Source organism: Desulfosporosinus paludis, assembly GCF_045689965.1.
Lineage (GTDB): Bacteria > Bacillota > Desulfitobacteriia > Desulfitobacteriales > Desulfitobacteriaceae > Desulfosporosinus > Desulfosporosinus paludis.
Genome location: NZ_CP144211.1, coordinates 4065001 through 4082234, shown reverse-complemented (window position 1 = coordinate 4082234; position 17234 = coordinate 4065001). Strand labels below are relative to the sequence as shown.

The 17234-nt window shown below is 42.6% G+C and carries 16 protein-coding genes, 2 rRNA genes and 1 pseudogene (1 of these 19 running past the window's edge); 5 read left to right on the top strand and 14 right to left on the bottom strand.

Going from position 1 to position 17234, the window contains the following annotated elements:
• Nucleotides 1–13: 13 nt before the first annotated feature.
• The 4 genes and pseudogenes from hypE to hypF all read right to left on the bottom strand — a co-directional run bounded on the left by hypE (nt 14) and on the right by hypF (nt 4604).
• Nucleotides 14–1005, bottom strand: a pseudogene (gene hypE / locus VZF35_RS20255) (hydrogenase expression/formation protein HypE).
• On the bottom strand, nt 1005–2102 hold the full coding sequence (gene hypD, locus VZF35_RS20250; RefSeq protein ID WP_407307896.1) for a hydrogenase formation protein HypD: 1098 nt from the start codon (nt 2100–2102) through the stop codon (nt 1005–1007). Before hypD ends, hypE begins: the two are co-directional and overlap by 1 nt.
• A complete protein-coding gene (locus tag VZF35_RS20245) occupies nt 2080–2310 on the bottom strand; it encodes a HypC/HybG/HupF family hydrogenase formation chaperone (protein ID WP_407307893.1) in 231 nt (76 codons plus the stop codon). The genes hypD and VZF35_RS20245 overlap by 23 nt, the downstream gene beginning before the upstream one ends.
• 2 nt (nt 2311–2312) lie before the next feature.
• Nucleotides 2313–4604, bottom strand: a complete 2292-nt coding sequence (gene hypF / locus VZF35_RS20240; RefSeq protein WP_407307891.1) for a carbamoyltransferase HypF — start codon at nt 4602–4604, stop codon at nt 2313–2315.
• A gap of 343 nt (nt 4605–4947) precedes the next feature.
• Here hypF and VZF35_RS20235 point away from each other — a divergent pair, with 343 nt between their 5' ends.
• The 4 genes from VZF35_RS20235 to VZF35_RS20220 are packed head-to-tail and all read left to right on the top strand — an operon-like array spanning nt 4948 to nt 8689.
• Nucleotides 4948–6024 (top strand): hydrogenase small subunit, encoded by a 1077-nt coding sequence (locus tag VZF35_RS20235; RefSeq protein WP_407307888.1) that lies wholly within the window; start codon nt 4948–4950, stop codon nt 6022–6024.
• Nucleotide 6025: 1 nt separating this feature from the next.
• Entirely contained in the window at nt 6026–7585 is a 1560-nt protein-coding gene (locus tag VZF35_RS20230) for a nickel-dependent hydrogenase large subunit (protein ID WP_407307886.1), read from the top strand.
• 16 nt (nt 7586–7601) lie between these two features.
• Nucleotides 7602–8186 carry a Ni/Fe-hydrogenase, b-type cytochrome subunit gene (cybH, locus tag VZF35_RS20225; protein ID WP_407307883.1) on the top strand — a complete coding sequence of 195 codons (585 nt, stop codon included), beginning with the start codon at nt 7602–7604 and terminating at the stop codon, nt 8184–8186.
• Nucleotides 8187–8188: 2 nt separating this feature from the next.
• Nucleotides 8189–8689, top strand: a complete 501-nt coding sequence (locus VZF35_RS20220; RefSeq protein ID WP_407307881.1) for a HyaD/HybD family hydrogenase maturation endopeptidase — start codon at nt 8189–8191, stop codon at nt 8687–8689.
• 129 nt (nt 8690–8818) lie between these two features.
• On the opposite strand, the gene hypB is transcribed toward VZF35_RS20220, so the two are convergent.
• Together hypB and hypA are read right to left on the bottom strand one after the other, a co-directional pair.
• Nucleotides 8819–9505, bottom strand: a complete 687-nt coding sequence (hypB, locus tag VZF35_RS20215) for a hydrogenase nickel incorporation protein HypB (protein ID WP_407307879.1) — start codon at nt 9503–9505, stop codon at nt 8819–8821.
• Nucleotides 9506–9847 (bottom strand): hydrogenase maturation nickel metallochaperone HypA, encoded by a 342-nt coding sequence (hypA, locus tag VZF35_RS20210; RefSeq protein ID WP_407307877.1) that lies wholly within the window; start codon nt 9845–9847, stop codon nt 9506–9508. It abuts the gene before it with no gap.
• A gap of 250 nt (nt 9848–10097) precedes the next feature.
• On the opposite strand from hypA, the gene VZF35_RS20205 reads away from it, so the two are divergent.
• Nucleotides 10098–10322: a small, acid-soluble spore protein, alpha/beta type gene (locus tag VZF35_RS20205; protein WP_407307875.1), complete on the top strand. Its 225-nt coding sequence runs from the start codon at nt 10098–10100 to the stop codon at nt 10320–10322.
• Between the two features lie 162 nt (nt 10323–10484).
• On the opposite strand, the gene VZF35_RS20200 is transcribed toward VZF35_RS20205, so the two are convergent.
• From VZF35_RS20200 to VZF35_RS20165, 8 genes are all read right to left on the bottom strand, one after another.
• On the bottom strand, nt 10485–11294 hold the full coding sequence (locus tag VZF35_RS20200; RefSeq protein WP_407307872.1) for a nitroreductase family protein: 810 nt from the start codon (nt 11292–11294) through the stop codon (nt 10485–10487).
• Nucleotides 11295–11315: 21 nt separating this feature from the next.
• Complete coding sequence (locus VZF35_RS20195; protein ID WP_407307870.1) at nt 11316–11963, bottom strand: hypothetical protein; 648 nt, start codon at nt 11961–11963, stop codon at nt 11316–11318.
• Complete coding sequence (gene larA / locus VZF35_RS20190; RefSeq protein ID WP_407307868.1) at nt 11951–12577, bottom strand: nickel-dependent lactate racemase; 627 nt, start codon at nt 12575–12577, stop codon at nt 11951–11953. Before larA ends, VZF35_RS20195 begins: the two co-directional genes overlap by 13 nt.
• Before the next feature lie 85 nt (nt 12578–12662).
• Complete coding sequence (locus tag VZF35_RS20185) at nt 12663–13529, bottom strand: methyl-accepting chemotaxis protein (RefSeq protein ID WP_407307865.1); 867 nt, start codon at nt 13527–13529, stop codon at nt 12663–12665.
• A gap of 713 nt (nt 13530–14242) precedes the next feature.
• Nucleotides 14243–14779 (bottom strand): MerR family transcriptional regulator, encoded by a 537-nt coding sequence (locus VZF35_RS20180; RefSeq protein ID WP_407307863.1) that lies wholly within the window; start codon nt 14777–14779, stop codon nt 14243–14245.
• Between the two features lie 64 nt (nt 14780–14843).
• On the bottom strand, nt 14844–16070 hold the full coding sequence (locus VZF35_RS20175; RefSeq protein WP_407307861.1) for an MFS transporter: 1227 nt from the start codon (nt 16068–16070) through the stop codon (nt 14844–14846).
• Between the two features lie 738 nt (nt 16071–16808).
• A 5S ribosomal RNA gene (gene rrf, locus VZF35_RS20170) occupies nt 16809–16925 on the bottom strand.
• Nucleotides 16926–17066: 141 nt separating this feature from the next.
• A 23S ribosomal RNA gene (locus VZF35_RS20165) occupies nt 17067–17234 on the bottom strand; it runs 2744 nt beyond the window's last position.

Genomic DNA, 17234 nt, shown 5'->3' with positions numbered 1-17234 from the left:
CTCCTCCTCATGGTTAGCATATCCGGGGAAGGTGTTCGCCTTCAAGCATACCCACGATTCGTTTTCCTCCTAAGGGAGTTTCCAAAAGAACAAGGCCCGGTTCTCCTTCATTAACTTTCCCAATTTGAGCTGCCCGGCGACCCAACGGGTGAGTACGCATCGCTTGGAGGATGTTTTCAGCAGCCTCGGGTCTAACGATCACTAAAGCCTTTCCCTCATTCGCTAGATAAAGAGGATCAAGCCCTAGCATATTGCAGGCACCTTCTACCCCCGGACTGATTGGCAGCGCTTCCTCTTGTAACAACATACTTACTCCGGCTTGTTGGGCTAATTCATTTAAAGTCGTTGCAACCCCTCCTCGAGTCGGATCTCTCATACATTGGACCCCCGGCTGGAAGAAGAATCGATGAGGCTGTTAAGAGGAGCACAGTCACTTCTCACTGGAGTTTGAAACTCAAGTCCTTCTCGTTCAGACAGGATTGCGATCTCATGATCTCCAATTGTTCCTGTTATAAGAATCACATCCTCCGGCTGAATCTGTTTAGGACCTACGAAACGATTGGTAATATACCCGATACCCGTTGTATTTATGAAAAGCTTATCCACATTTCCTCGTTCCACAACTTTTGTATCTCCACAGACGACACAGACTCCGGCTTCCAGCGCCGTGTCTGCAACGCTCTGAATGATTTGTTCTAATTCCATTAAAGGCAAGCCTTCCTCTAAGATAAGCGCTAAGGTCAAAAACATGGGGGATGCGCCGCTCACGGCCAGGTCGTTGACCGTTCCGCATACAGCAAGTTTGCCAATATTGCCGCCGCGAAAAAACAAAGGAGAAACTACGAAAGAATCCGTCGTTACCGCCAGTTGCGCTTGTCCCGGCAATAAGGCAGCGTCATTCATTTGATCCAAATAAGAATTCCCTAAGTGCTTTTGAAAAAGAGTGCGGATTAATTCATGACTAAGTCGTCCACCGCTTCCATGGGCCATCATAATGCGTTCCATTAATCTCCGCTCCTTTGCGAATATCTGTAATAGGCAGCGCAAGACCCTTCTGAAGAGACCATACAGGGTCCTATTGGCTTCAAAGGAGTACAACGTTTGCCATACAAGGGGCATTTCCTGGGATTAATTCGACCTTTCAAGACCTCTCCACACTGACAGCCTGGTATATCCGGCGAATGAAAAGCCGGCAAGGAAAATTTCCGCTCTGCATCCCAAGCACTGAACTCTTCTCGAATCCCTAAACCACTAGCGGGAATTAGTCCCATTCCCCGCCAGGATGCATCCACAGGTCTAAACACTCTTTCAACCGCCATCTTGGCATGAGGATTTCCATTGGCCTTAGCAACTCGATGGTATTGAATTTCAATATCTGAACGTCCTTCTGCCCTTTGACGAAGAAGCATTACAATACCCTCTAAAATATCCAGAGCCTCAAATCCTGTCACAACTCCGGGTTTGCCAAATTCTTTGGCCATAAACTCAATGGGTTTAATTCCAATGATCGCACATACATGCCCTGGGTCCAGAAAAGCGTCCACATCCAGTTCTGGATCTTCGGCCAAAAGCCTTAAAACCGGAGGGACTATTTTATGCATTGACAAAACACTGTAATTATTAAGGCCCTCTCGTTTGGCTATTTCAAGACTTACAGCGACCGTGGGAGCTGTCGTTTCAAAACCGACTCCCAAAAAGACAACGTCTTTTTCAGGATTTTTGCGGGCGATTTCCAAAGCATCCTGTGTTGAGTAAACAACACGGATATCCGCACCTTCAGCCCTCAAAGCCTGCAAATTTTTTTCGCTTCCAGGGACCCTGATCATATCTCCAAAGGTCGTTGTAATCACATTGGGCTGAGCGGCCAAAAACAAATACCGATCTATGTCACTACTGTCTGTGACGCAGACCGGACACCCTGGACCGGATATTAAACGAACTGACGGCGGCAGCAATTCACGCAGAGCATTTTTGGCAATTGCCACTGTATGGGTTCCGCAGACTTCCATGATGGTAAAAGGTTTTACTGCTAAAGACTGAATCTCCGAAAGATAGTCTTCCGCTTTAGCCAAGGTTTCTTTACTCCCCTTTTTCATAAGCATCAGCTACCTCCAGCAAGAGCTCTTCTGTTTCTTTAGCGCTCTGATCATCAATAATTCCAATGGCAAAACCTGCGTGGACTAAAACATATTCGCCAATCCTAACCTCGGGCACTAGGTCAACACTAACAATCCGTTCATTCCCCATCATATCCACCTTGGCTATAGTACCTTCCAAAGAGACAATTTTAGCTGGAATGGCTAAACACATTTTTATAACACCTCATTCGCAATTAATACTTGCCCGAAGGCCAGTCCACCATCCCCAGGCGGCAACGCACGTGAACGCAAGACTTTTAAATTCGTTTGTTCCAAGTTTAGCAGGACTGTCTCAGTCAAAAGTTTATTTTGAAACACTCCGCCACTTAAAACAAGCGGACCTTCCACTTGGAATTTTAGAGCTAAATCGACAATCGCCCGAGCGATCGTTCGGTGAAAGCGATAGGCGATTTCCCCGTAAGGGACCTTTTCAAGGATATCTCGCACGATTGCCTCGAAGAGAGGGCCAACCCCAAGAATATATTCAGAACCTTCTAATCTCACTTCATAGGGATATTCATAGAGATCCTCTTTCTTGTTGGTGCCTGCCTCTTTTAAAAATTGCTTGAAGAACACCGCAGCGGCACTTTCAAGTTCGATCGCAGCTTGCCCTTCGTACGTAACCTTCGTACAAATACCCAGCAAACCACTCACAGCATCAAAGAGACGTCCTGCACTCGAGGTTTGATAGACTTGAATGCCCTTTTCTAGCTGACGATCAAGAATCTGACACTCACTCTGAGAAAAGGATTTCCATAAAGACTTCGTTTGTTGCCAAGCTTCAGCGGAAAGAAGTGTTTTTAGGTAAGCGTAAGCAATACGCAACGGATGTTTTATCCCCATGTCCCCCCCAGGGAGCGGCAGATACTCAAGATGCCCTTTGCGCTGATACCCTGCTGCATTCCCATAGAGCACTTCAAATCCCCAAAAACAATCATCCTCTCCAAATCCTGTCCCATCACAAATGATTCCCAGAGTCGGTTCTTGTCGTTCCCATTCTCCTAAAACACTTACTAAATGAGCGTGATGATGTTGAACTGAGGTCTTCGGAAACACTTGCTCAAGGGCAAATCTCGTTGATTGATAGTTTGGATGTCGATCATAGGCAACACTTAATGGGGCAATGTTAGTAACTCTCTGAAAAGACTCCCGTTCTTGGTGGAAACGCTGCATCGTTTCGTATCCTTCCAGGTCCCCAAGATACTGGCTTACAAAAGCCCGCTGTCCCTCAGCCAAACAAAAAGCATTCTTCAAATCTCCCCCTACCCCCAGCAATGGCCTTTTAATCGTTGAAGAAGGTATTAAAATCGGCAAAGGAACATACCCGCGAGCTCGCCGAAAAAAGACTGTAACTTCTCCAATCACCTGTACTACAGAATCATCGCAAGGGTGATAAATATCTCGGTCGTGGACTAAAAAATAATCTGCGATTCCCTGCAAAGAGACTAGAGCCTCTTCATTGGTATAAATCAAGGGGCGCCCACTAAGGTTGGCGCTGGTCACAACTAAGAAATCGTAAGACCCGTTAAACAGCAGGTGGTGAATTGGGGTATAAGGAAGCATTACCCCCAGGGTATGAATGTCTGGCGCGATGTTCTCAGGCAATGAATTGGCATTCCTGTGTTTTCGTTCCAGAATCACAATTGGAGCCGCTGGACTTCGCAACAATTCCTCCTCGGTTTTTCCAATCACGACCTCTTCACACGCTTTTTCTATCGACCGAGCCATGACGGCGAAAGGTTTACCGCCCCGTTCTTTAAGTCTGCGCAAACGGCTTACTGCTTGTACATTTCTAGCGTCACAAACAAGATGAAATCCGCCTAGACCTTTTACTGCCAAAATCCCTCCTTGTGTCAATTGTTCAATCCCAATCCCTGGAAGCAGTTGACCTGAATTGTCAACCAGTCTAGCCTTTGGTCCACACTCCCCACAAGCTACTGGCTGGGCATGAAAACGTCGGTCTCGAGGATTCTGGTATTCTAAAGAACAGGATTGACACATGGGGAACTTGGACATCGTTGTTTTGGCCCGGTCATAAGGAACATTACGGATAATCGTATACCGCGGCCCGCAATTCGTGCAATTCGTAAAAGGATATTGGAAACGCCGGCTGTTCTTGTCCGCCATGTCTTGTAAACATTCTGGGCATGTGGCGACATCTGGAGAAATCAAAACGTCTGCTTCTTGCAGAGTTTCACTCTGGATAATTTCAAAGGATCCATAATTACTATAAGGAACTTCTTCGGATCTTGCCATTAAAATTTTAGCTAAAGGAGGAGCCTCGTCTAATAAACGTTCATAGAACAAATCTAGATTCTCTCCTTCAGCGTGTATCGTCACGCCATGGCTTGAATTATTGACCCATCCGCTAATATTTAGTTCTTCAGCTAGGTTAAACACAAAAGGACGAAAACCTACTCCTTGCACAATTCCGTTTAAATATATCTTCTTGGCATTTAGGTTCATTTCCTTCTTCCAGCTTTCTAATTCCTTTTCGTAATGGGTTGTTTTTTAGTCAATATCGAAAGAAAATCTTTAATATAGTTTGATCTCTTACTTAGCAGTTATTTCTGATAACTTCCTTCATTGTACACGCCACACTCTAGTTTCCACAAGTGAGAAACATTGAAAACTTAATTGCAATAATATCACAACAATAAGAATTTCTTCAAATTTTCTGAATAATTATTAATTAACAAGCAGGAAATATGTAGGTTATCTCGAATATATCTTTATAATAAGGAATTTTTATATCCTTAATCCTGTACACAAAAAGAACAAGATGCATATAGGAGGTGTTCATCAAATTATGGGGAATTTCGATTTACTCAAAGTCAAAGGAGTTTCTCGGCGTGATTTTATGAAGCTAATTGGAGCAACAACAGCCGCGCTCGGGTTACCAGAACTCTTCGTCCCCCAAGCTGCTTCCGCTATGGAACAAGCAATCAAGAAGCCCCCGGTCATTTGGTTGGAAGGAATGGATTGTACCGGGTGTACAGAGTCAGCGATTGCCACATTAAATCCATCGGCAGCTGAACTTATTTTAGATATGATCTCGATCCGGTATCATGAAACGATTATGGCTGGATCTGGAAATGTATCGGAGGAAGCTTATCAAGAAGCACTCAAGGATAAATTTATTTTAGTCGTAGAAGGATCCACTCCGTCGCAGGAAGATCGTTACTGCATGGTTGGTGGGAAACCTTTTAAGAAAACACTAATCGATACAGCTAAAAAAGCTCAGGCGATTATCGCAGTTGGCAGCTGCGCTTCCGAGGGAGCGGGAATCCCTGGCGCCTGTGCTACAGGTGCTGTAGGAGTTTCTGAGATCCTTAAAGCTGAGGGAATAAACACCCCCCTTATCAACCTTCCCTGTTGCCCTGTCAAACCTGCAACTCTGATCGGTACGATTCTTTATTATCTAACTTATCAGAAAGTTCCGCCTCTTGACTCACAAAATCGCCCTGTTGCTTTCTACGGAACGTTATTGCATGATAACTGTCCACGACGCGGTCACTTCGAAAACGGCGAATTCCTAACGGATTGGAATGACCCGGCCCAGAAAGAGTATTGTCTTCTTCTGAAAGGATGCAAGGGCCCGAAGACATTCACAGATTGTGCTCAAGTATGGTGGAATGATAATGCTAACTTTTGCATTAATGCAGGATCTCCCTGTTCCGGATGTTCCGAGAAGAGTTTTTATAAAGAATTTAGTCCTTTGTATTCCAAGCAAGAGAATTTCAGACTACCAGGCATCGGTCAGGTTAACGCCGATACTGTTGGAACCGTCATTGGAGGGGCTGCTGCCATCGGCCTAGGGGTTCACTTAATCGCCACCGCCGCAAGCGGCAGACTGACTAACCAAGGCCACAAGGAGGATTTATAAGATGACAAAGATTGTTGTCGATCCCATAACCCGTATTGAAGGACACCTGAGAATTGAAGTTGAAGTAGACAATGGCAAAATTTCCGAAGCTCATGTCATTGGAACTATGTATAGAGGAATTGAAGCGATGCTGCGGGGACGGGATCCCCGAGATGCAACCTATGTTACCGAGCGTGTTTGCGGTGTTTGCGCCGGTTCCCATGGTTGGGCTTCCTCTCTGGCCTTGGATAAAGCCTTCGGGGCTAACGTTCCGGCTGGGGGCCGAATTATCCGCAATCTAATTCTTGGCGCTATGTGGCTGCACGATCATCCGCTGCACTTTTATCATCTAAGTGCCCTTGATTACCTTGACGTTATGGCAGTCGCCCAATACCAAGGAAAAGATCCTGGACTATTAGCCGTCAAAGATAAAGTCTTGAAGCTCGTAGCAGCCGGAGATACTGCTCCTTTAACTCCACGTTATAAACCCGACGAATTTAGCGTTAATAACCCTGAATTAGTCACTATGGCTGTTGCCCATTACCTTAAAGCCTTGGAAATGCAAGCCAAAGCCAAGAAAATGTCCGCATTGTTTGCCGGAAAACAGCCTCACCAATCTTCCATTGTCGTCGGCGGGGTAACGATGCTTCCGAACATTGAAGTTGTAGAGCAATTCCGCTCGATGCTTCTCGAACAGCTTGATTTTGTCGAAAAGGTCTATCTGCAAGATGTTTTAACCTTTGGTACCGGGCCACTTCTTCCCTTGGCTCAGGCTGGAGTCGGTGGCGGGGCTCTTAATTATATGTCCTACGGAGCCTTTGCCCGAGACAATGAAGGTAAAGACTTACTCCTCAAGTCTGGAGTCATCATGGATGGTGATTTAAGCAAGATTCTGCCGATTGATGAATCTAAAATCACGGAAGATGTCCAATATTCCTGGTATAAAGCCAGCGCCAATGGTAAAACACCCTATAGCGAAGATACCATCCCTGACCTGGATAAAAAGGATGCCTACTCCTTTGTGAAAGCCCCCCGCTATGACGGCAAACCCATGGAAGTGGGACCTCTCGCCCGCATGCTTATTATGCAGCCTAAAGGCCTAATGGACATTATTGCTAAATATAACATGAAACCAGGAGCTGTCGCCCGCCACGCCGCTCGTGCCTATGAAACCCTCCTGCTCGCCAAGGATATGTTAACCTGGCTTGATGCTTTGGAAAAAGAAATGGGATCTAATTTCCGCATTCATGATACCGAGCACTGGGAAGCTCCTGCCACTGGGCAAGGTTCAGGTTTAACCGAAGCACCTCGAGGTTCACTCGGTCACTTTATTAAAGTTGCTGATCACAAAATAGAAAACTATCAAATGGTTGTTCCAACTACCTGGAACTTCTCACCAAGAGATGACAAAGGAGTGCCTGGGCCACTTGAGCAAGCTTTAATCGGGGTACCTGTTCCCGACACCGAAAATCCCGTTAACATTGTTAGAGTCGTTCGTTCCTATGACCCATGCCTGGCATGTGCGATTCACCTCATCGATCCAAGAACCAATGACGTTCAAAAATTCCGGATCGGTTGGTAGAAAAGGAGGAAAGGACATGGTTAACCCACTTGACCACCCATTATTCCAGCGTATCAGCCATTGGATAAATCTCATTAATTTCTTCGTTTTAGCCCTAACAGGCTGGTTTATTCACTCTCCCCATCCTGGCATGCCAATGAACCTGATTCGCAGCTTACACTTCTTCTTTATGTATTTTCTTCTTATCAATGGAATTGTACGTTTTTATTATTCCTTTTTTGGAAAATATAAAGATTATGATTCCATTCTGCTCAACAAGCAAGATGTTAAAACTATTTGGCCTCAAACAAAGTACTATTTGTTTCTCGGCAAACACCCCGAAACGGGAAAATACAATCCTCTTCAAAAAATCGCTTATATTGCTCTCCCGATCATGGCGGTTTTTCAGGCGGTTACCGGATTTATATTATATAAGCCTGAACAGTTGGCAGGCTTGGCAGACATGTTGGGTGGATTAGCTGCCGTGCGCGGGCTTCACTACCTTATAATGTGGATATTATTAGCTGTTATTGCCGTTCATATTTATTTAGTCTTTACCTCAGCCTATGAACAATTTCTTTTCATGTTCTTCGGCAAAATGAGGAATCAGAAGGGAATTTGATCATGAACTCGCCAAAAATTATGGTCATGGGAGTTGGCAACATCCTTCTATCCGACGAAGGTTTAGGAGTCCGATTTTTGGATGAACTGGCTCAGAAGTCGCTCCCGGAAAATGTGGAACTCCTTGAAGGAGGTACTGCCGGGCTTGAACTAGTTCATCTGATTCAAGAAGTCGACTTTCTTATTGTTGTCGATGCTATTAATGCTAATTCTGAACCTGGTGCTTTATTCCGATTTCAACCGGGCGATATTCAGGTATTTCCTGAACAATACGAGGTTTCCTTTCATCAAATCGGGATCGTAGAAGTACTAACGATGGCGAATGTCTTAGGGCACGCTCCTCAAACCTTAATTTTCGGTGTGCAGCCCAAAAAGCTTGAATGGGGGATGGACATCAGCCCAGAGATTCAGGCCTTATTTCCTCGCCTGGCCGATTTGGTTCTACTTGAAATTGACTCAATTCGAAGTGAGGGAAAATTTACCTCAACCTTACCTACAGCCTAAATATTAGTTGATCTCTTTTAGAACAACGAAACAACAGGGTTCCCTTAGTTACGTAACATTACAAAGGGCCTTCCAAAAACCGGAAGGCCCTTTGATTTTATTAGATACAGCATCTTAGCCTACATGTTTCTATGCTTTAATAGCATCATTCTGAAAGGCAGCAACTTCACTATTCAGCCAATTCGTCCAAGCCTTCAGCCCTTCACCCTTCCGGCAAGAAATCTCGAAAATAAGGATGTCAGGGTTTATAACCCGGATATCCTGTTTCATACGCTCCATATCCACATCCGTTAATTCTTCCAAATCCATCTTGTTGAGAACAACGGCTTTAGCCTTTCTAAAGATAACTGGATATTTTGCTGGCTTATCATCCCCTTCAACAATACTTAAAACGATAACTTTGAATGACTCTCCTAGGTCAAAATCAGCAGGACAAACAAGGTTGCCGACATTTTCAATAATCATTAAATCCAAATTCTTCCAGTTAAATTCCGGCAAAACCTTACCGATCATTTTGCTGTCTAAATGACAAGCACCACCGGTATTAATTTGGATGACTGGGGTATCGTAAACCGAGATTCGATCAGCGTCCTTGCTGGTGAAAATATCTCCTTCGATAACTGCCACGTGCAACGTCTCATTCAGGAGCGGCAAGGTTTTTTCCAAGAGGGATGTTTTTCCTGCTCCGGGTGAACCCATAATATTAACAGCCAGACAATTATTTTTGCAAAAATGAGCGCGATTTACTTCAGCCTGCATGTCATTAGAATCAAGTAAATTTGCCATCACTTCTATTTCACGACGTTTGACATCCATTTATTCAACCTCCAGACTTTCCAGTAAAAGTTCTTCTCCTTGAATCACTTCGATGCTCGTTGAATTACAGCGAGGGCAGAGAAAATACATGGTCTTAACAGTAAACTCATAATGACAGTTCTTACAGCATCCGCGCAAGGGAACTCGCTCCACAATCAATTCCGCTCCCTCACACAAGGTATCTTTACTATAGGCCTCAAAGGCCATTGATAAAGCATCGGGTTCGGCATTCGTCAGCTCTCCAACCTTTATCTTAACCTGTAAGACTTTTTTTACATCATGTAAGGAGAGAGTTCGATCGATCACTTCAAAAATCCCCCCCATTAAAGACATTTCATGCACTTTATCACTCCTTAACTAAGTTTCTTATGAAGAATGGTCCTCGGAATCTCAAGGAATATAGTCTAATGCTTTAATTTCATTATTCTCAGAATGATTCGACAAAGAAAACGAATATCCCTTTTCGTCTCTCAATGGACCTTCGTAATATTATTTTCACCTTAAATATCTTTCAATAATTTTATGTATAGAGTTTCATAAGTTGGGTACGCTAAGCATGTAACTAAAACAACTGTAAAAGGAGGATGGTAAAATGAGCCGCAATACGCCTGAAGTTCCAGAATCCGAAAGTCAGTTGGATAAACTTAAATGGGAAGTAGCAGAAGAGTTACAATTAGACGATGATATTCAAGATAAAGGGTTCGCTAATATGACCACGCGTGAAGTCGGACAGATTGGCGGTAATATGGTTAAAAAAATGATTACCTTCGCTGAAAAAGAAATGGCTGAACAAGGTTCAGATATTATTGATGACTGAAGTTAAAGAATTGTTGACGGCGTGACTCGGCCAACACGATTGTCAACAATAGGAATCTCCTAGATAAGCGGAGCGATAACGTTTGTTACAAATTAATAGTAATAAGCGGTAAGACTCCGAAGGAAGAAAGGGATAATCGTTAAAAACGTTCATCCCTTTCTTCTATTCTGTTGGTTTATACTGTTTTCCACGCCAATTTTCCAAAGCCCTCCGAACGGATCGAGCCATCTCAACTGAGAAAGGTGCACCTGTTTTTTTCGCGTACATCCATTGACCATAATTTTCAGCACCAAAAGAATTATGCGGATCAAATCCTGCCGACCTGGAAGCAAGCATAGCTTCCAGGTCTTGATTTGCTGATCTCCGGTATTTATTTTCATGAACAATATAGCGGGAATCAAAACGCTCCCGCGGTCTTGGACGCTCATTCTTCGGGTAATAGCCAAAGCATACCATGCTAATCGGGAATACCAGAGGCGGAAGATCCAGCAGGGACTGATGAATTTCGTAATTTTCCATGATGTCACCAATATAGCATGATCCAATTCCAATTGCTTCGGCAGCAATGACAGCATTTTCAGCGGCAATTAGCGCATCACAGCTTGATAACATTAAATCCGCCTCATCTGGACCTGAAAATTCCAGACCTTGTTTAAGGCAAAAATCTTCGACACCGGATTTATAATAGTAGTCGAACCAACGCTGAAGGTCAGCCAGAAAAATGATAACCAAAGGTGCCTTGGCAATAAACGGCTGATGATCACAGGTAACGCTAAGTCGCTCTTTTAAGTTTTGATCAGAGACAATAATCATTGAATACATCATCATATTACCCGCAGTAGGTGCTCTCATGGCGGCTTCAATGATTAGATTTATATCTTGTTCATCAAGCTGACGTTCTGCATAGTTTCGCAAAGAAACACGGTTTCTAAGTATTTCTTGAACAACTAAATTCTCTCGAAGATCGTTCACTCCCTAATCCCCACCCTTTTCTCACTCTTCAACATATGGAATCGTTAATGGCCCTAAGGGCAAAACGGCAATACTCATATCCTTGCCATATTTGTCTTGAAGTTCCTTTAACGTTGTCTCGATATTCTTCGTTGGGGTAAGCATTGCTATAGCCACCGACTCATCAGGTAGCGTGGAATAAACATACACATCCGCCCACTCCTGAATCATAGCCAATCTCTGCGCTTCCCATTGGTCAAACATTTGGAATGACGGATCGTTGATCATTTCCAACAAATCTTTGGGTGTATTGCGCATCTGTAATATTTTTGAGAAATTTCCATGTTCGGGCATCCCCTCGCTACATTCCGCGGCGCAAATAATCGTGCCGCCTTGCTTGACAATCTTTTGAGCTGCATTCATGCCCTTTACAGCTTGATAGAGATTCTGATCAAGCGGATAGCCAGCATTTGTCGTAACTACCACATCAAAACGACGTTCACATTTAATCATGGCATGGTCTTTTACAAAAGCACACCCTTGCTCATGCGCGGAAACCAGCTCACCCGCAAAGACATTGGTTATTTCGTTATCTCCATTCAAAGCAACGTTAAGAAGAAAATTAGGCTTGCAGAACGAGTTTACTTCCCTCGTCATTTCTTGGAGAGGGTTTCCCTCTAAGACGCCCAAGTTGCCAAAGGATGCCCAATCATCTTGGCATTATGAAATGTCAGTATCGTCTCAATCCCTGCGATTCCAGGCATTATTCCTTTTGGGCCTCCTGAGAAACCAGCAAAAAAGTGTGGTTCAATAAATCCTGTTACAATTCTAAAGTCAGCGTCAACGTATTCCTTATTTAAATAGACTTCACAACCAAAGCTGCTTCTGCCTAAGTGCGCCAGTTCGGATTTTTCGTGACAGTGATGATTAATGATACGGACGGTATCTACAATTTCTTGGCCCAACATTTCAATTAATTCATCTCTAGTTTCATCACGATGCGTTCCTGTTCCATTTATGATCGTAAAGTTTTCTACGGGGATATGAGAAAGTTCCTCCAATAACCAAGGAACTAATTTGTGATTTGGAGTAGGCCGTGTAATGTCACTAATTACGATAACAATCTTATCCTTCGAGCTGACCATTTCTTTTAGAGGTTTCGTACCAATAGGATTTCGGAGAGCATCTAAGACCATTTGATGATCGTCTTCAGGCTGTTCAATTGGATTAGGTGCAACAACCTTCGCGGAGTCAGGAACATTAATTTTTAAACCATTTTTCCCATAAGTAAGACGAACTTCCATAAATAATACTCTCCTTTTAATTGAGTTTTGCTTATTGTATATTTAAATGTGCATTGATTGAATTCAGGGTAATTGGAAAAATTCCTTATAAGTTAACAGCAATGGATTTCAAATTCTCACTAACTTGAAACACACCATCTATCATCTGAGCAATTTCTTGATTTGCTTTTGCCTGTTCTTGCGTAATTTCGTTATTTCTCAGCGAACTATCAACAATCTTTTGAATGATTGCTTGAAATTCTTGCAGAATGTCTCTAATCCCATTTGCAGAACGGTTACTTTCTTCTGCTAACTTACGCACCTCTCCTGCAACCACCGAAAAACCACGGCCCTGTTCTCCCGCACGGGCAGCTTCGATCGCAGCATTTAGGCCTAATAGATTCGTCTGTTTGGCAACCTTATGTATCAAGTCTAAGATCATGGTTGTAGACTTTAGCTGGTCTTCTCCATCCTTCGCTTCCTGAGCGATCTTTTGACTAATAGAAGCAACTTCTTCGGCTGAAGCGGCAGTTTGTTGGACAGCACTGGCAGCCTGGTCAACAGCAGTACTTAAAATCTGAACTTGGTTGCGAATGACTTCTTTAAGTTCTTCATCCCTAATCATCATCACAACCATACCTGCGGCTACCTTAGCTACCGGGCGAACAATTTCCAGCTGTCCGGCAATACCGAATGTTCCAATTTTTTTCCCCTCGGCTTCAATAGCAATATTAAACCCTTCCTTGATTCGACCTGAAGTATCAGCAGTTTCCTCTTCTGCAGTGATTTCAACCGAAGTGCAGTCAGTCGTTAATATTTTCTGACTTCCTTTATGCTTAACCCCTATTCTTATTTGAGCAGAGTCAGCAATGATAGTGCCGGTTGTATCACAGACAATAACAGGATAACCACTCGTACGATGAATTAAGTCTACGATTTTTTCGGCAATGTAATCACTGAGCTTGCATTCCAAAGTTAATCGCCCCTTTTCGAAATACATGAATAGGTCAAGAGAATCCAGGCAATGAGTAATTATTCAGTTTAGTTAGCTCTTTAACATTGCCATTTTCTATTACAATAATTCTTCCTTAGAAACAGCAGTATTGTAATATCTACTTAGACTAGTTCATCATGCATTTCAGTATTATTCTCATATTTAAAAATGAAAATTCAGCAAAACATTATGTTCGTTACTATTATTACACAATTTTTTCGCAGGCGCTACGTCTAGTAATGCAATTCAGCCCCTAATTTTTCCGTAATTAAAAATATTAATTACAGATTCCATTTAGGATAGGGTGTAAAATTTTTAACAAAGTCCTCAAACTGATTTACACGAATGCTGAAATCTTTAAATGTGATAATATGAACATTTTAAATTCATAATTTCAATGAGCAGATACTGTTTAATGTTAGATTATTTAAGTTTCCAGTTTTTTGTGATTTAATTCTCGAGTAGGTCAGGTAAGTTAATTACATTTTATCTATGTTTTAGAGGAATTATCAAACGTTATCACTAAACTCGACTAGCGCCTAAGCTGAGGTAATATTATTTTCCACAAAACACATTGAAAAAGCGACATACTCCTTTGCAAGAGTTGTATGTCGCTTTGTTATAAGCAATCTCTTTCAGTCTTATGGGTAAACTTATTATTCATACACATTTTTACAAATTGCTCAAGAAACTTATTTTTTGTTCATTCGTCCATAATGCTCTCTTTGCTGGTGTATTTCATCCTCATCAAATCCGAGTAGTTCAAGAAAACCATGATGTTGCAAGGGCGAATGTTTTTCAAATTCGGAATGCCATCTTTCCGCTGTTTCCTTTTTAATTCCTGCGGAATTTAAAATTGTAAGCCATATGCTTTCATCAATACTCTTTAAATTTTTATATAAAATACTATTCTCCAATAATTTTATAATTACATCCTGTTGTTTTTTAGCCGCTTCTATTTCTTTGTTCAGTTCTCCCAGTCTCTTCAAAAGCAGTGCGGTAACCTCTAAATTTGCTGCGTCTAAAAGATCGGCAATTTCAGCCAGCGGTACTCCAGCTTCCCTGAAAAGCATAATTTTTCTTAACCGTTCCATATCTGCATCATTATATAACCGATACCCTGCTTCATTTCTTGCAGAGGGTTTGAGAAGATCTATTGAATCGTAATATAATAACGTACTCCTGGAAATCCCAAATCTGGCTGCAATTTTGCTAACAGTTACTAGCATAAATACCTCTTCATTTTTTTGTAAAAGTCACTTTTAAACTATGTCGGATTAACAGTTGGTTCACCTAATCATACAACCGGACAGACGAACTAAGTCTATTAAGGTTATATAAAACAAGACTCAAGATTATGACTATAATTCCACAGAACGTCAACAATTGTTCATATTTGAACCAATCTAACAATACTCCGAATACGAGGATTGCAACAGGATAGGTGAAATTACCCACTGAGCCTATTATACCGAAGACTCTCCCTGCCATTTCATTCTCAACATTTTTCTGCAAAATGGCACGATAGCCAGTGCTAATCCCAACAACCGCGGCGCTCATTGAAAAGAATATGAAAAAGTATGGAAAAATATCATGAATAGCCAAATTACTGAGAATACCGAATACCGTATATACTATGCCGATAATGAAGATGCCTCCGTACATAAGTTTCTTTTCCTGATTGTTTATATTCACCAAGCTTAACAGAAAACCTGTTAGAATAACACCCGCCCCATAAAAGGCTTCGATGTATCCCAAGTTTTGTGCCCCGTTTCCCTTCAACGTTAGGGCAAATACAGGCATTATTACCTGAACTGAACCTACAAAAAAATGCAAAGCAGCAACTATCAATACAATTGAAACGATACTCCTTTTCTGGAAAACATATTTAAAGCCATCAAAAATATTTTCCTTGATCTGTTTTTCAAAATGTGTTTCTCTCAAGGTAGGTTCAAGAACAAGTAAAGATGCAAGAATTGAAGCTATAAAAAAAGATAACGCATTAAATGAAAAGACAAAACCATACCCCAACCATGCTGCGCAAAGACCACCCAGCAAAGGCCCAACAACGAGTGCGATTCCACCTAAAAACTGACTTTTGGCATTAGCCCTGGCCAACTCTTCTTTTTTCACAATTTGAGGAATTACAGCCTGGACCGTAGGATCGAAAAACGCTGAATATATTGAGAGCATTACTTCTGCAACTATGATAATGAACATATTTAACACTCCTATAGAATATGAAAAAACTACCGCGGTCACAACAAGCCCTCTGATAATGTCGGTATTAACCAGGAGTGTTTTTCTATTAAAAAAATCAATAAAGCCCCCCGAAAAAAACCCTGCCACAATTGCGGGAGCCATAGAAGAAAATAGCACAAGGCCCATCATTGAAGGGGAGTGTGTAGTCTGAAGAACCCAGTACGCAAGCGCAAGAGCATAAAATTTATCACCGATTTGCGATATGAGCTGGCCGCATAACAAAAGATAAAGATTTTTATTGATATTAATGATCTCCATATTGACCTCCTAACGTTGGATTTCGCAAGAAATCTTGCCAAAACAACTATAGACTATGAAGTGATAGACAGGTCAATATAAAAACTGTTTTTATAAAAAAACCTCCTTGAGTTATTCTTATACCCATTAGGTTATAAAGACTCAAAGAAGGTTTCAATTATAATTTTAGCTATTCTTTTCTTTTCTTTTCTTTTCAGATATTTTATTTCTCGCTTGTTTACTTGGCGATGACCTACTTTGCCAGGGGCTTGCGCCCCAAGTATCCTTGGCCCTGGAACGAAAGGCGGACGAGCCTTTCGCCACACTGCAACCCCAAACGAAAACTCCTGCCGTGTGGATCGAACGGGTGGAACCCCTCTGCTTTCATTCTTCCAAAGCTCACTTCATTCAAACTGCTCATCAAAAAAACACAAAAAAGCTATCTCCTTAAAGATAGCCTCTTGCTTGTTTACCTGGCGATGACCTACTTTGCCAGGGGCTTGCGCCCTAAGTATCCTTGGCCCTGGAACGAAAGTCGGATGAGACTTTCGCCACACTGCAACTTGTAACGCGCACTCCTGCAGTGTGGATCCTTAACTTCCGTGTTCGAGATACGAAAAGCGGACGAGCTTTCGCCACGTTGCGTCCCGTAACGCATACTCCTGCAACGTGGATCGAACGGGTGGAACCCCGGTGCTTTGCTTTCAATTTCTTTCATGAAACACAGAAAGACTGCCTTATGGCAGCCTTTCGCTTGTTACCTGGCGATGACCTACTTTGCCAGGGGCTTGCGCCCCAAGTATCCTTGGCCCTGGAGGTCTTAACTTCCGTGTTCGAGATGGGAACGGGTGGAACCCCTCCGGCATGATCACCAGATCTTTGAGAATCCTTTGCTCTCGCTTAGATCACTCTTCGCGTTTGCGCTGTTCTCTCAAAACTGCACAGAGTTTCTTTCTAGCTTCGTCATTAGTCCCTTGAGCCACTTATACCCTAGTCATGTTCATGATGCTGATTCGTTAGGTCAAGCCCTCGACCGATTAGTACCAGTCAGCTCCACACCTCACGGCGCTTCCACATCTGGCCTATCAACCTGATCGTCTTTCAGGGGTCTTACCGAGTTTTCACTCGTGGGAAATCTCATCTTGAGGTCGGTTTCGCGCTTAGATGCTTTCAGCGCTTATCCGC